The following is a 15,457-nucleotide window of genomic DNA, read 5'->3' as shown; positions in this document are numbered from 1 at the left end:
AGATGTTGTTTAGTTTACAGCAGAACTTACTAAACCATTGTGCCTGAGCAAAGCGATCGTACTTGGTTCACGACCCCGGAAAGTTTTAAACACCTCCATTGGATGTTTGCCACCACCGAGTGCCAGCACCGTATCCCGATAACGCCCACCTGTAGCTTTTATCGCTTCTTCATTTTCAAGCCCAGCTTCTTCAAAAGCGGCAAAAGCATCAGCGCTGAGTACCTCAGCCCATTTGTAACTGTAGTAACCTGCTGCGTAACCACCCTCAAAAATGTGCCCAAAAGCACATAGCATTGAATCTTCTGGAAGTGGTGGTAAAACAATAGTAGTCTTGGCTATGCGATGACGCACATCTGCCGGAGTTTCATTGCTACCGGAACGATAGCGGTAGTGTAGTTCTAAATCAACACAGCTAAAGTGAATCTGCCGCAACATAGCAGTACCACTCATATAATTACGCGCCGCTAGGAGCTTTTGATAATAATGCTCCGGTAAAGCTTCCCCAGTTTCGTAATGTTTAGCCATACCAAACAAAGTGGGTCGCTCATAGCACCAGTTTTCCATAAACTGACTGGGTAGTTCTACTGCATCCCACTCGACATTATTGATGCCTGCGGCTCCAGCATAGTCAACCTTGGTGAGCATGTGGTGCAATCCATGACCAAACTCGTGGAACAAAGTTTCTACTTCATAGAAAGTCATCAAACTTGGCTTGCCATCTACTGGCGGAGTTTGATTACATATCAAATAAGTCACAGGTAAGCGGATACCAGTTTCACCATTTTCAGTGATTTTGGCACGATTGATGCACACATCCATCCAAGCACCACCGCGTTTTTCTGCTGGACGACTATAGGGGTCTAAATAAAAGTAGGCTATGGGAGAACCAGTTTCATCAGCTATTTGGAAATAACGGACATCTTCATGCCACACTGGGGCTTTGCCATCGGCTGGGGTGACAGTGACGCCAAACAGCCGCTTAACCAGTCCAAACAAGCCATCTAACACTTGGGGAAGGGGAAAGTAGGGACGCAATTCTTCAGCGGTAAAGGCAAATTTTGCTTCTCGTTGGCGTTCTGCCCAAAAGCTGATATCCCAATGTTTTAAATCTTGATATTCTGCTCCATGTAAGGCGGCGAAAGCTTGGAGTTCTTTTAAGTCTTTGACAGCAGCATCATAACTGGCCTGGCGTAGTTCTTCTAATAGTGCTTCTACTGCCTCAACATTAGGAGCCATTTTACTTGCAAGACTCAACTCGGCATAACTCTTAAAGCCCAGTAAATCTGCGAGTTCTTGCCGTAACTCCAAAATACGCACAATTAACGGGTTGTTATCTAAATCGCCACTAGAAGCGCGAGTGATATGAGCTTTGTAAAGCTTTTCACGCAAATCTCCACGGGTGCTGTGCTGCATGAAAGGGCCGTAGCTGGGATAGTCTAAAGTAATCCGCCAGGGGCCATTTTCTGGTGTGGCCTTTTCTTCTCCAGCCGCACGAGCCGCTTGGGCAGCTAAACTCACCAAACTTGGTGGTAAACCGTCAATTTCCGCTTTTGTTGTCAGGGTTAAACTAAAGGCTTTCGTGGCATCAAGTACATGGTTAGAGAATTTTGTCGAAAGTTCTGCCAACTCCATCTGGATGGCGTTGAAACGCTCTCTTGCTTCTCCTTTTAAGCCAACACCAGAAAGTTCTGCATCTCGAATGGCGGCTTCTACAATACGCTGTTGGGCTAATTCTAAAGTTACCCAACTATCACTACTACGGAGTGCTTTAAAAGCATTATAGATGGGTTGGCTTTGACCGAGCTTGTTAATAAATTGTACTACTAGTGGCTGTACGATTTCATGAGCTTCGCGCAGTTCCGGGCTATTTTTAACACCCATTAAATGATTTACCGCCCCCCAACTCCAGGTAAGCCGTTCTGTCAGCTTTTCTAAGGGTTCTACTAAACCACTCCAAGTAGGCTGTACATTAGCCTCTAAGGTGGCAAGCTGCTGGTCAAGTTCTTCTAGCAACTGATTGAAGGCTGGTACTACTCGTTCTGGTTTAATCTCTGCAAAGGGGGGTAAACCAGTGCCTTGGAGTAACGGATTGTCGAAAATAATGGTACTTGCACTCATGATTTTGTGTGAACTGCGAACGAATAAAAATCAACAATGATTTTTATTTATATATCTTCTAATGTAGCGATCGCTGTGCTATTTAGTATTGCCATTCTGACAAAAATGTAAAAAAAGCGAGAATTCCTCACAAAAGTATCCCGATACAGCTATTTTGTTTAGTATCTGAACAATAAATTGGGGATTGGGGACACGGAAAGAGTTTTCTTCTCGTGCGAACGCTCTTGCAACAAAACTTGGTAGTGGTATGAATCCCCGAAAAATTTTCCCAGTCCCTAGTCCCTAATCCCCAATCCTTTTTCAACCTGACTAAAAATGATGCCTATGGCGGGCTACGCCTACGCAAACAGACATCATCATGTACTATGTCAAACAAGTAACCCGTCTGCCAACATGGGCGTTACCCTGAAAACGTAGTTTCAGCCAAAAAATCCCACGCTTTCAAGACGTGAAAGTGTCCAATTAACTGAGCGCGATCGAGCGTCTTTGCCGAATCGAGAAGTAAAATTCTATATTGCTCTATATTTATGATATTATTTGGCAACTCATCTTTTTACTCGTAAAATCGAAGACAAGATCAAGGTCAGTAGAAAAGAGTCCCTAAATTAATGAGTACGTTAATCAGTCAGGGTGGAAGAACTATCACGAAATTTCAGGTGGTAGACCGGATAAACGATATCGCTTGGCAAGCCCATCAAGGGAGCGTTGCGGCGATTATTCAGCTATTAAACGAAAAGCTAGCCAAGTGTGGTGTCAGAACTAGAGCGATGTTTTCTGATGGTGTCTTACAACTTCTGTGCGAGGCGGCTAGGGTAGAGCAACTTGAGCAATCTCCCCTCGTAGAGCAAATCCAGCAAATTCTTGAGTCCATTGCCCCGCGTCACATTCGCCGAGTCAATATCAACAGCCGGATTGTTCGGGAACAACAATTACTGTGGTTAAAGGAAATAGATAGCGATCGCGAAAACCAATTGCTTTGGTCGCAGGAAATTACATTAATTCAGCCCAACATTGTAAAGCAACTCATTAAAGATTTCACAGAAGCTCAAGCTGAACTAGGAAAACCAAGTTTTCCGAAAACTCCAATCTCTCGTCCTTTAGTACTCATTAACAAAGAAAAATACAAAAATAAACCTCAAACAAAGCTATTAGTAGCGGCTGGTTTATGCTCACTGTTGTTGCTTAGTTGGATTGTTTATGCTCAGTTAGGTGATAAGCTGAAAAACTTAATGCAACTAGAAACTTCCAAATCTTTAACAACAGAAGGAACTAACGAGAAGAAAGCCCAAACACTATCTCCTGCTCCTAACAATAGCCTTTCTGAGCAATCTGACGATCCATTTCCAATATCTGTGCGAATTGCCAACCAAGCTTCTGCATCTGGTAAAACAGCCACAACCTCAACTCAGTGGTTAGAGATAGCTGCTAAGTGGCAACGAGCTTCAGATTTAATGGGCACTGTACCACAAAACCACAGCCGTTATCAGGAAGCTAAGATTCGTACTCAGCTATATAAGAAATATAGTGAGGCAGCGCAGAAAGAAGCCGATAAAAGTAAATCTTAGTTTTTTTTATTGGAAGACTTTGATTACTGATTCGTATTCTAGTAGTGGGAATGGATTATTTACTTTACTTCTCGCACTTCACCCAACCGCGTAAAACGAATTTCAATGCGTCGTCGCTTCGGTTCCGGCTGACGCCTTTCCGGGGGAATGGGAGCAAATTCCCCACTTGGTAATATTAGTTGTGCCGCAGAATAGGCGCGAAATTGAACTCCTGGCATCTTATTTTGTTGCTGGATTTTTAGCAGTTCTTTAACCACTGCAAGGGAACGCATCAATCCTAAATCAGCGTTAGAACCTGCCTTAAGTTTACTAACTGAACCCCCTTGGCTAGCTGCTACTTCTAAATTAGAGTCTAGATTGCTGCTGATAATGCCAATAGGTTGCTCATCAGTGTGCCCAATAATTTCAACTGTATTATCCCTCTTCTGTCACTCTCCGAAAACTTTTGCCATTTCTGAATTCTAGAGCTTTTGTATAGCAAGCGATCGCGCGATTCTTTTCTAATAACAAATACAAGACCTATTTTTTCTTAATAGTATAGCTTGTATTGATTGCCTCATGAGGCTTCTAGCGATCGCTCTCCCGGAGAGTGACAGAAGAGGGATAATGTTATAAGATTTGGTGGTTTGTTCTATATCAGGTACGAGTTTATTTCTGATGTAATCCAACATCGTCTTTGGAATTACTGCACTACCTGGATCGAACCTCGAATTTTCATCTTTAATTAGCAAAATGGGCGGCGTACCTGGATTAGATATTTGCGATATCGTATAATTAGTAGTGGCTATTAATAATAATAGTAACAGTATCATGAAGGCATTGGACATTAAATCTGTAAAAGCCGGCCAAATATTCAAGTCTTCTTTGTAGTCATTATGCCGTGAGCGACGAGCCATAATTTAAGATTTTAATTTTAAATAATATCAATATAATCAGTTAAATTTTTTCTACTTGTTTTTCTATTCCCTCCCTCAATCTGTAAATTTCATCTTTGATATTATTGACATCTTTATTAAAGTCTTGAACATTATTGATTAACATTTCCAATCCTTTTTTATTGATTTCTGTCTGCTGAATAATTCCTTTTACGATGAGATCGCTGACATTTTTATACTCATTATTAAAGCTTTCATTATCTTTGTGAATTACATCTATCAAATCTAATTTAGACCTATCAAATTTAACACCTAACTGATTAGAATATTCTTCAAAATTGGCAATAACAGCCTTAATTTGTTGGTTGTTAGAACCAATTTGTTGAGATAAGTTTAAAATCAAGCGATCGCCTAAAGCTTCGATTGCCGAATTAACTTGATCTGTATAGCTTTTAACAACTTCTATTAACTGTGACAAAGTATCAGCTTTGTTTGCAATTCCTTGCTCTAATTTATCAAGTTTGTTAATCGCTTTTGTAAAACTAGTAGCTCCTTGCTTTAGTTGAGGAATAATTTCACTCAGGGAGTTTTGATTGTTTTGATGTAACTCTAAAACTTGAATTGAAGTTTGATTAGCCTTTTTAACATCTACTGCCAAATTAGTTAATTCTTGACTACAACGCTGAACTTCTATCAACGCTGTTTCAATCAATTTGGTTGTTTGGGATAAACTTGCAGTAGATTGTGAAAATCTTTCTTGCATAGTAGTCAAATTGGCTGTAGATGCTGATAATTTTTCAGGAAAATGACTATTAGCAAATATTTCAGCAGACTGTTTAAATATATGAGATTTTGCATTCAGTTCAGCAATAGTATGCTCAAATTCATTAGCAGCACCAGATATAGTACCAGCAGCTGATCTACTTATGCATAGGCAACTTGTAAGCTTTGCTTATTGCATTACTTCGACGGACAGAGTTCAGTAGACAATGATTTTTATCTAAAATCTATTATCACATATTGTATACATTATGACTGGTGGCTCATAATTTTCAGTCTTGTACAAAATACTGTTGGGGACAATTGAAAAAAATCGACCTTATTCACAAAGGTCGATTTAATCAAAAATCAATCTAAAATCCAAAATGTGTAAGTAAGTCGGCACAATTAAAGCTAACTGGTGGGTGCTGTCCTTTGTCATTGTTCATTGATAAGGGTTTTAAGCCTATTAATGTTTCGTAACATAATTTGGTTTATTCCCACATACTTACTTATGTCCCAATACGCTTGGGTTAAGGGCTAATAGTAGAAAATTGTGGGTTTTCGAGACGCGATAAATCGCCGTCTCTACAAGTGTTTTGGTCTTATCTGAACTGTATGTGACCTATGTCCCCTAATTCAGGAGTTCTCCTGTTTCTTGCAGGGAGTGCAAGCGGCGATAAATGCCCTCGTGACGCAAGAGTTCATCGTGGCTACCCACTTCTACAATCTTTCCTTGCTCCAGTACGACAATTTTATCGGCTTCCCGCACTGTGCTTAGACGGTGGGCAATAATAATAGTGGTACAAGTACCCTGAATCGATCGCATCGCTAGCTGAATTGAACGCTCAGACTCATAATCTAAACTAGAGGTGGCTTCATCAAAAATCAGCACGTCTGGTTCCACTAACAACGCCCTCGCAATTCCCAAACGTTGTCTTTGTCCTCCAGATAACCTGACACCTCGTTCCCCCACAACGGTGTAATAACCTTGGGGTAAGTGCTGCACTACTTCATCAACTCTGGCAATCCTACAGGCTTCCTGAACCTGCTCCAAAGTGGCATTTGTTCTACCATAAGTCAGGTTATCCAAGATAGTACCGTTGAAAATGTCTACTTCTTGGTGAACGATCGCTAGCCTTCGTCTATACTTACCTACATTCAAAGTGCGAATATCTTGACCATCAATTAGAATTTGACCTTCTTTCGGTTCAAAATATCGCAACAGCAATTTCACTAAAGTAGACTTACCAGAACCGGAACGCCCTACTAATGCCACTGTTTGGTATGGCTCAATCAACAAGTTGATATCTTGCAAAACTTGACGGTTGGCATCATATCCAAAACTGACGTGCGATAACTCAACTTTTCCTGTAAATTTATAAGGTGATTCTGTTTGGTTGCTTTCTTCTAAAAGACTAGCTGAATCAGATGCAGTTGGCTCTTGGAGAAATTCGTGAAACCGCAGCATCGAAGAATAACGACGGGCAAACACTTCTGCCAAATTGTTAATAGGTTCTAATTCGGCATAAGCCATGCTAGAAAAAGTTAAGGTCATGATAAAATGACCAAGAGAAATTCTTCCATCTACTGTTGCTGCTAGAGTCAAACCCAGAATAGCAAACACGCAAAACTGAATTACAGTTCTTTGCCAAGTAGCTAGTTTCACATAACCTTTGTGGACACGATACTCAACCACCATTAGTTCACGATCCAAACGTTGCTTTTGCCGCTTCAATTCCTTAGCTTCTGTAGCAAATGCTTTCACCGTTTTAATGTTGGTGATCAGTTCAGAATTCCGACTTTCCGTATCCTCTGCATACTTATCCAGAATAGTTTCGTGCCAAATCAACCGTTGCAAATCCCTCAAGCTCAAGCTAAGAATAACTACAAAGGAAATCAGATATAAAATTGCAATTCGCCACTCAATCACCAAGATAAACACGAAAATTCCCAGCACACGAACTAGTCTAGGAATCAGCTGTCCGGCAACTTCGGGGTACGTAAAAGTGTGGTTAGATATACCTCTAGCTATTCTTCCTGCAATGCGTCCAGGGTTATTTTCATCATAAAATTCCAGTGGGAGAGTAAGAATTTTTTCTATGGCTGTTTGGGCTTTCTGGCGACGCAATCTTAAGGTTATATCCCAATGAAACCAATGGGTTAACCAAGGTTGTGTCGGCGCTCTGACTACGGTGACAACGAAAATTAAACCCAGTAATACACCCAAAGATAGGGTTTTATTAACTGGGTAATTGGTGATGTCAGAAAAAGTTGCGATCGCACTTTGAAGTGGTTTATCCAATGGTTGATTAGACAAAACGTTTAAAATCTGCCCGATCGCATAAGGAACAACCAAATCAATAATTTCGTAAACGCTAGATGCCGCGATACTAAAGAGACTCAGCTTCCAATCAGAGCGAAAGTAATTGACAATATCTTGAAATTTGGCCATGATGCACACCGTCCAAGAGCGCGATCGTAAACTTGGAATTTATATACTACAAGCGTATTACAAAGTAGTCAAGAGTTAGATAACAAATCACTCTTTGGGAGTAGTTGTTAGTTCTTGAGGGACAAATTCTAGGCGATAGCGGTAGAGAGCAACTGGTCGAGAACCAGCTTTAAAGTAATCTGGATCTTGGGGTGAAAGATAGACAGCAGTAACTTGATCTGCTTCAATCGCCGGATTAGATGTTGGAAGTTTATGATAAGCCGTAGTAGATTCTACAGAATTTAAATAGGGACGTGAACCGCCTTTAAATAGTTGTTGAAATACTTCTGTGGTGATGAACTTGCCATCAGGGGTAATTTCTGTGGCCCTTGCAGTCACAATAGAAACTAGTTGGCGACTGCTACGCAAGAACGTAATTTGACGATTAGGTGAATCTGGATCTACTTTGACTAATAACACTGCTTCATCCCCTAAATAAGCTCTTGCCAAATTCAAGCTATTAAACGCTCTATCTGCTACTACAACGGGGGATTTGTAATCTATCTGAGGTAATATTTTTAACCCAGAAATATGTGGTTGCTCTTTCACAAATCTTACTACAAAACTCACGGGCTGATTTAATTGTCGGCGATTACCTTCAAATCCTGGTGTTACAATCTCTGGTGCTAAAGGTGCAGCTAAATCGACTAAAGTACTTGTAACTTTCCAAGAACCAGCCATCCATTCAGGGTAAACCAAATCACCCGAAGCAGGTTGCACTGAAGTTAATTTTTCCCACTGGGGAAAGTTGGTTAACCGTTCAGATAACTCTCCGGCTTCAGCTTCTCCACTCCATAGCAGAAAAAAAGCAATTAAGCAAAAACTCCAAATCGCTTTTATAAAAAACATTAGAAATTTTATATTTAACGTTTATTATTTATTGATTAAAAATTAATCTATAGTATGATTTTAGTGAGAGCGCTTCAAAACGATCTTATTATGTCAATAAGACTATTCTATTGTCACAATTGTTATAGCTTAAATGGATTCAATGTAGATATATCACAACCCTCAAAATCCTTAATATTTCTAGTAACAAGAGTCATGGAATGTATTTTGGCTGTTGCTGCAATAAGTATATCAGCTTGCGAACGGGGTTTACCTTGAGTCCTCAAAAAGCCTCTCAATTCACCCGAACACTTGGCAATTTCTGAAGTGACTGGGAAAATTTGACAGTGAGTTGTAAGAAAGCTTTCAAACCAGCTTTGGATTCTAGAATTAGGCTTCGCTGTTAAACCATAATAAATTTCCTCAATTGTAATAACACTTAAATTAATAGATGTCACAGTGCCGCTCCATGTTATCACCCCTGGATTTGGAATCGGACGAGTCAACTCACTGATAATATTAGTGTCACAAAGATGACTCATCCCCGTCTTCAATAAAAGGATTGTTACGGTCGCTTCGTAGTGGTATCTCTAAGCTATAATCTTCTTCAGTACATAACTGCTGAAGTTCTTTAAAAACTTGAGATAGAGATGTTTTCGTAGCTTTCTGTCGCCAGTTTAAAAATTCTCGAAAAAGCTCAGGATCTAGAATTGCGGCCACCAATTCCTCTTCGGTGTAGATTAGCTGAGGTTCTTGACTAGTCGCATTAATTATTGAGGGTAGCTGTTTTTGGGCTTCCTCAAGTGTCCATTTCATTCTAAAAATCTCCAAGATTTGGAAACATTTCATATAGAGACTTGTCTCAACTTAGCTTATTTTACCAAATTATTATGAGTGTATAATTTAGTCAAATAGTGATTGTCTTATTAAGACATTTAGCGTAACCTGACAGAAATTAAACATTAAATTTCTGCTGGTAAAGGTTGCCAAAGATCCCCATACTTTTCTCGTAGAAACTGCCAAGCTTCCACTTGTCCTGGTTCATATTCTCCTGGCTTACCCCATTGCAAAAATAGGCTTAGAGCAGACTCCTGTTTATCATCTAAAAACCGAATAGCATAGGTTGTAAAATTGCCCCTTTTCGCTTCACCTGTTTCAAATTTTACCTGAGTAATTTTGTCCATATTCAAGTGAAATTCAAAGCCTTCGGTGTGCATATTCGCGTACTTTCCTTTAGGTAATTCTGCATAAAATAACTTTTCTATTTTTCCTCGTGCTTCTAAAACAGCAGCGCTGCTAGTAACAATTAAACGCAAAGTTCCAAGAGTCTCGCAAGCTGTTAAAAATTCTTTTAATGTTGTGGTCATTTGTCATTTGTCCTTTGTCATTTGTCATTTGTCGTTGGTTAAACGATGATTCCTAACTAATGCCCAATGCCCTATGCCCCATGCCCCATTCCCAATCCCTATTTTTCGTATTGTTCATAAGCAGCGACAATGCGCTGAACTAGAGGATGGCGCACAACATCTTTTTGAGTAAATTCGCAAAAAGCAATGCCTTCAACGTGTTTCAAAATTTGTAAAGCCACTCCTAAACCCGATTGTTGATGAAGTGGTAAATCAGTTTGTGTCATGTCGCCTGTAATCACCATCCGCGAACGGAAACCCAGACGAGTTAAAACCATTTTCATCTGAGCGGGTGTAGTATTTTGAGCTTCATCGACAATTATAAAAGCGTTGTTGAGGGTACGTCCCCGCATATAGGCGAGTGGTGCGACTTCAATCACACCGCGTTCCATTAAACTGGGTACTTTTTCTGGGTCGATAAATTCATAAATAGCATCGTAAAGTGGGCGAAGATAAGGATTAACTTTCTGCTGTAAATCTCCAGGCAAAAAGCCGAGTTTTTCACCGGCTTCGACGGCAGGGCGAGTTAAAATTAGCTTTTCCACTTGGTTAGCAAGGAGTGCTTGGACGGCGACAACAACAGCGAGATAAGTCTTGCCGGTACCAGCAGGGCCAATCCCAAAGGTAAGATCACGTCTACGGAGTGCGTCGATATATTGACGCTGGCGGAAGGTTTTGGCACGGACTTCTTCACCCCGACGACTTTTGGCGAGGACATCTCGCTGTAAGTCTTGCAGTTCCCCTTGCCGATCGCTATCTATGGCTTGACGGGCTGTTAAAATATCGGCACTGGTGATGGTATTGCCTTTAATCCAGAGGCCTTCCAGCGATCGCACTAATCGAGAAGCCAGATCAATTTGCCCTTCGGTACCAGAAATCACTAATTCCTGTCCGCGTAGCACTAAAGTGGCTCCTGTTTGCCGAGATAAGATTTTGAGATTTTCTTCTCCATCTCCGACAAGAGCGATCGCACTGGGAACATTTGGCAGCTGAATTGTTAAAGCACCTGCCATAGTATTTCTTAATTGGTGAGGATCTGTATTTGACAAAGGTTAATTTTTCTCGCTAACGGCGAAATTATGCTTTTATTACTTACGTCTTGGAAAAATATTTGCAACAGATTAATCACTTAAGGTTAAATTGGCGGTTAGAAACCGCTTCTACACAAGCAAAACCCACGGAGGTGGGTTTCAAAATCTCAATTTTTCCTTAGTCCGCAGAGGCGGACTTTGCCTGTGTAGCAGTGAATTCTATTCGCTTTCCATCTTTACAAAAATTCTGAGCGGAAGTGACTACAACCGCTCAGATTTTCTCTCTAGTTTCAACCTAGCGGAGGCGTGGTTTAACAATGGGTTTAGGCCCATCATTTGCACGTGGTTCTCTCTTAGTCGGCGGTGGCGATCGCTCTTCTGTCTCTTCATCAAAAGACATACCCTCGCGGCCCGGCGTGGTGCTGCCGTAGATATCCAGGTATGTTGATTGCCCAGCTGCGGCTGCGGCTGCGGCAATTACTGTACGAATCGCCTGAATATTGCGTCCCCCTCGACCAAACACTTTCCCTTTATCTGTGCTTTCAAAGGCGATGCGAACCCAAACCCGATTGAGGGCCTGAGAAATTTCACAATCGACACTTAATGTCTCCGGAGATTCCAAAAACGGCTGCACCAAAAACCGAACCAAATCAACATAGTTGGGACTAGCTGTTGGTAATTTTGTTCCGAAATTATGATGCGGCTGTTGTGGCACTGACCTGTTCAAAAACATTAGCTTTTACTAGAATGCGACGGACGGTGTCAGTGGGTTGAGCGCCTTGTTGTAGTCGCTTGACGATACCGGGAACGTCTAGTCGCACTTCATCAGTTCTGGGGTTGTAGAATCCCAACTCTTCTAGGGGACGGCCATCGCGGCGAGCAAGGTTGTTAATGGCGACAATGCGGTAACTTGCTTCCCGCTTTTTACCGAATCGCTTCAAGCGCAGTTTGATCATGGTTGAAGAATCATTCTCCCGTTGGTTGTTAGATATTAGTTAGTAACTAATTGCTGAGGAAGTAACCTAAATCTGGCTGCTGCCAAGAAATTGAGGGTTAGTTTCCTCTGCTGATAAATTCTGAGGTCGAAATGCTAATTTTAGCACTGCCTAGCATTTGCTGCTATTAGTCATTGGTCATTAGTCATTAGTCATTGGTCATTGGTCATTAGTCATTTGTAAATTACCAATACTCCATGCCCCATGCCCCATGCCCCATGCTCCATGCCCAATAATTAAAGATTGCCGAAGCCTTTTTTCTTTTTATCTTTGGGTTTTTTCTTTTTCGCGCCTGCATCGCCACCATAGCCACGCCATCCGGGGGCTGGGGGACGATTACCAGCACCAGCGAAGGCGTTGCCCATACCGCCACCGCCAAACATTCCCGGCATTCCAGGGAAGCCACCTTGACCCATTTGCTGCATGAGCGATCGCATTTTTTGGAAATCGCCCACCAGTTTTGTCACATCTGACTCTCTATAGCCGGAGCCAGAAGCAATCCGCCGCCGCCGACTGGGAGAACTGGCTAATAAATCAGGGTCGTGGCGTTCTTGGCGAGTCATGGAGTTAATCATCGCCTCACAGCGCTTGAGCTGCGTTTCTCCCTGTTTAAGCTGATCGTCTGAAAGCTTGTTCATCCCTGGGATCATCTTGATGAAGCCTCCCAGAGAACCCATGTTTTTCAGCATCCGCAGTTGCTTGAGAAAGTCAGTAAAGTCAAACTTCGCTGACAGGATTTTCTCCTGCATTTTCTCAGCATCGGCTAAATCAAACTCTTCTTGGGCTTTTTCTACCAGGGTTAGCACATCGCCCATTCCCAGAATCCGCGATGCCATGCGATCGGGATAAAACGGTTGCAGTGCCTCTACTTTCTCACCCACGCCCACAAATTTAATTGGCGCTCCCGAAATCTTTCGCACTGAAAGCGCTGCACCACCACGGCTATCACCATCCATTTTGGTGAGAATCGCCCCAGTAATTCCAATCTGCTCATGGAAGGTGCGGGTAAGATTTGCTGCCTCTTGACCAGTCATCGCGTCCACCACCAACAGAGTTTCATGGGGTTGGACAGTTGCTTTGATGCGGGCTAATTCCGCCATCATATCTTCGTCAATTTGCAGACGCCCAGCAGTATCAATAATTACTGTGTTTACACCTTCTGCCCTGGCGCGTTCTACACCTTGTCGGGCGATTTCTACGGGATCGGCGTCGCTTCCTAGTTCAAATACTGGTACGTCAATTTGCTTACCCAACGTTAGCAATTGGTCGATCGCTGCTGGGCGATATACGTCTGTCGCCACCAACAAGCAGCTACGCTCTAATTTTCTCAGATGTAAGGCTAACTTCGCCGTAGCTGTGGTTTTACCAGTACCTTGCAACCCAGCCATGAGAATAATAGTAGGCTGTTCCTGGGCTTCAGCAATGGGAACATTTTCTTCTCCCATCACCTGCACCAGTTCATCATGAACAATTTTGATGAACTGTTGGTCAGGTCGCACACCAGTAATCACCTCGGCTCCCTGTGCTTTGGCTTCGACTTCGCTAATAAAATCTTTGACTACCTGGAGATTGACATCTGCTTCCAACAAGGCGCGGCGCACTTCGCGCAATGCATCTTGAATGTTGGATTGAGAAATTTTGTCCTGTCCCCGCAGTTTTTTCCAGGCGGATTCTAAACGGTCAGATAATGCATCAAACATAATGTAATTACAGGTAGTTCGCCAATGGAGAATTCTAAAGCGCCGATGAATGCGTTGGCGTAGTCCGCCGCAGGCATCGCGAATTTCCGCTAAAGTTTAAACGTGCTATCTACCAGCTTAATATTTTTCACCGCGACTGTAGCAACCAGATACGGATTGGGGATTGGGGACTCTGATGATTGAATATTGGCTACTGCTGCGATCACTAGCTCGTAATATTATCAGTTAGGTAGCTACGGTAGCCAGCCAAGATGTCGCAGCGAATCAAAGTTTACTCATACTCGATATACCATTCGTCAAATTCATATATTGGTATTGCTCTTGCCGAAAAAGCATTGCAGGGTTTGCCTGTTGATATTGAACGAAGACCAATCTACATACCAAAGGAGCGCGGGATAAAGGTAGCTGACCTGCAAGGACGAACTGAAACCGCCCTTTTATCGTCATATCACAAAGAAGATTGTCTGCGGTGGGCGAAAAAGTACGGCATTGAAATTCGGCTCAAGGAATTTGAAGAATTTGGTAGATGGGTCAAGCGCTGGGAGAAAATGAAGTTTGGCCGCGAAGAACTTCCCGCGAGGGCGTATTACGCTGCTTGTGGAACCGGGAAGGAGCATCTGCTTGATGCCGCGTTCTTTCGAGCGACATACATTGACTTACTTGATGTCAACGATGAGTCTGTGATTAGGAAAGTTGCAAATGATGTTGGGCTGAATGGCGATCGCATTCTTGAGTTAATCTACGGGGAAGCAGCAAAACTTGCAGCAGTGGCAGCTTTGGCAGAATACGAACAATTTGGCTGTCCCGGAGTCCCGACTTGGGTAGTCGAAGGCGAGAGATTTTGGGGAAAGGATCGTGTTGATTGGGTTATCGAAAAGGTAAAAGAATTAACATTACTGTAACCAGAACAGCATTATGGATGCACATCTGTACATAGTTGTCAACTTAATGTAAAACCCTTGTCAAGACGTGATATTGAGTTCATTCACTTAACATTACTCACCGCTTTACCCCACCCCGGCTTTGTCTAAAGCCAAAACCGCCCCTCCCCTTACCAACTGCGGTGTACACACAAGTCTAATTACCCCCCTTAATCCCCCCGATGCATTGGGGGGAAACCGGAACATTTAGTTCCCTCCCCAATGCATGGGGGAGGGTTAGGGTGGGGTAATTCGAGGACTGGTAGTGATTCGATAACTTGTGTGTACACCGTAGCCCCTTACCAAGGAGAGGGGGTGGGGTAAAGCGTATGTGGGATAAGCGTTTGAGCTTAAGTTGACACCAATGACATCTGTGTACCCCTAATTATCTATGTTCCACCCTGCAAAAGTTTCGGGCGATGAAATCCACATTACTTAGTAATGATTTAGGTTTATACCAGCTTCTTTTGCCATTGCTTCTAACCCATTAATTTGTAGGGTTTTAATTGCTTTGGTAGACAACTTTAATCTCACCCAGCGATTTCCAGCTTCCCACCAAACACGCTTGTTTTGCAGATTAGCGTGCTGAAGGCGTTTAGTACGGCGGTGGGAGTGGGAAACAGCAAAAGCGTTATTTGCCTTCTTACCGGTTAGTTCACAGCGACGGGACATAGCAAGTATCTCCAGATTGTTATTTTAATACAGCCTTTCCATTTTAGGTCTTAGGCAGCAGAAGTGGGGAGATGAGGGAGATGAGGGAGATAGG

General features: G+C 42.4%; 16 protein-coding genes. 2 read left to right on the top strand and 14 right to left on the bottom strand.

All coding sequences use genetic code 11. From position 1 onward, the window contains the following. Positions 1–9: 9 nt before the first annotated feature. A complete protein-coding gene (locus tag HUN01_RS05260) occupies positions 10–2,118 on the bottom strand; it encodes a M3 family metallopeptidase (RefSeq protein ID WP_181930382.1) in 2,109 nt (702 codons plus the stop codon). Between the two features lie 608 nt (positions 2,119–2,726). On the opposite strand from HUN01_RS05260, the gene HUN01_RS05255 reads away from it, so the two are divergent. Further along, positions 2,727–3,683 (top strand): hypothetical protein, encoded by a 957-nt coding sequence (locus HUN01_RS05255; protein WP_181930381.1) that lies wholly within the window; start codon positions 2,727–2,729, stop codon positions 3,681–3,683. Between the two features lie 59 nt (positions 3,684–3,742). On the opposite strand, the gene HUN01_RS36345 is transcribed toward HUN01_RS05255, so the two are convergent. From HUN01_RS36345 to ffh, 12 genes are all read right to left on the bottom strand, one after another. Further along, on the bottom strand, positions 3,743–3,955 hold the full coding sequence (locus HUN01_RS36345) for a hypothetical protein (RefSeq protein ID WP_338044525.1): 213 nt from the start codon (positions 3,953–3,955) through the stop codon (positions 3,743–3,745). Between the two features lie 228 nt (positions 3,956–4,183). Then, positions 4,184–4,579 carry a hypothetical protein gene (locus HUN01_RS05245; protein ID WP_238846003.1) on the bottom strand — a complete coding sequence of 132 codons (396 nt, stop codon included), beginning with the start codon at positions 4,577–4,579 and terminating at the stop codon, positions 4,184–4,186. 40 nt (positions 4,580–4,619) lie between these two features. After that, a complete protein-coding gene (locus HUN01_RS05240; protein ID WP_181930380.1) occupies positions 4,620–5,321 on the bottom strand; it encodes a hypothetical protein in 702 nt (233 codons plus the stop codon). Between the two features lie 630 nt (positions 5,322–5,951). Beyond that, positions 5,952–7,772, bottom strand: a complete 1,821-nt coding sequence (locus HUN01_RS05235) for an ABC transporter ATP-binding protein (RefSeq protein ID WP_181930379.1) — start codon at positions 7,770–7,772, stop codon at positions 5,952–5,954. A gap of 87 nt (positions 7,773–7,859) precedes the next feature. Then, the gene (locus tag HUN01_RS05230) at positions 7,860–8,660 is read right to left on the bottom strand and encodes a DUF6816 family protein (protein WP_181930378.1); all 801 of its coding nucleotides are present in this window, start codon (positions 8,658–8,660) and stop codon (positions 7,860–7,862) included. A 122-nt stretch (positions 8,661–8,782) separates the two neighbouring features. Then, complete coding sequence (locus tag HUN01_RS05225; protein ID WP_238846001.1) at positions 8,783–9,145, bottom strand: type II toxin-antitoxin system VapC family toxin; 363 nt, start codon at positions 9,143–9,145, stop codon at positions 8,783–8,785. 19 nt (positions 9,146–9,164) lie between these two features. Then, the gene (locus HUN01_RS05220) at positions 9,165–9,455 is read right to left on the bottom strand and encodes a prevent-host-death protein (RefSeq protein ID WP_181930376.1); all 291 of its coding nucleotides are present in this window, start codon (positions 9,453–9,455) and stop codon (positions 9,165–9,167) included. Between the two features lie 146 nt (positions 9,456–9,601). Further along, positions 9,602–10,006 carry a ChuX/HutX family heme-like substrate-binding protein gene (locus tag HUN01_RS05215; RefSeq protein ID WP_181930375.1) on the bottom strand — a complete coding sequence of 135 codons (405 nt, stop codon included), beginning with the start codon at positions 10,004–10,006 and terminating at the stop codon, positions 9,602–9,604. 98 nt (positions 10,007–10,104) lie between these two features. After that, on the bottom strand, positions 10,105–11,058 hold the full coding sequence (locus HUN01_RS05210) for a PhoH family protein (RefSeq protein ID WP_181930374.1): 954 nt from the start codon (positions 11,056–11,058) through the stop codon (positions 10,105–10,107). Between the two features lie 313 nt (positions 11,059–11,371). After that, positions 11,372–11,809: a KH domain-containing protein gene (locus HUN01_RS05205; protein WP_181930373.1), complete on the bottom strand. Its 438-nt coding sequence runs from the start codon at positions 11,807–11,809 to the stop codon at positions 11,372–11,374. Further along, positions 11,769–12,032 carry a 30S ribosomal protein S16 gene (rpsP, locus tag HUN01_RS05200; protein ID WP_094328165.1) on the bottom strand — a complete coding sequence of 88 codons (264 nt, stop codon included), beginning with the start codon at positions 12,030–12,032 and terminating at the stop codon, positions 11,769–11,771. Before rpsP ends, HUN01_RS05205 begins: the two co-directional genes overlap by 41 nt. A 275-nt stretch (positions 12,033–12,307) precedes the next feature. Then, complete coding sequence (gene ffh / locus HUN01_RS05195; RefSeq protein WP_181930372.1) at positions 12,308–13,771, bottom strand: signal recognition particle protein; 1,464 nt, start codon at positions 13,769–13,771, stop codon at positions 12,308–12,310. Between the two features lie 251 nt (positions 13,772–14,022). On the opposite strand from ffh, the gene HUN01_RS05190 reads away from it, so the two are divergent. Continuing rightward, positions 14,023–14,673: a DsbA family protein gene (locus tag HUN01_RS05190; RefSeq protein ID WP_181930371.1), complete on the top strand. Its 651-nt coding sequence runs from the start codon at positions 14,023–14,025 to the stop codon at positions 14,671–14,673. A gap of 453 nt (positions 14,674–15,126) precedes the next feature. Here the strand turns inward: HUN01_RS05190 and rpmB are convergent, their stop codons facing one another. Then, positions 15,127–15,363 (bottom strand): 50S ribosomal protein L28, encoded by a 237-nt coding sequence (gene rpmB / locus HUN01_RS05185; RefSeq protein WP_094350731.1) that lies wholly within the window; start codon positions 15,361–15,363, stop codon positions 15,127–15,129. Positions 15,364–15,457: the final 94 nt, after the last annotated feature.

Origin of the sequence: Nostoc edaphicum CCNP1411, assembly GCF_014023275.1 — a bacterium.
Taxonomy (GTDB): domain Bacteria; phylum Cyanobacteriota; class Cyanobacteriia; order Cyanobacteriales; family Nostocaceae; genus Nostoc; species Nostoc edaphicum_A.
The sequence above is the reverse complement of the archived record's forward strand: the minus strand, read 5'-3'. Positions and strand labels throughout refer to the sequence as shown.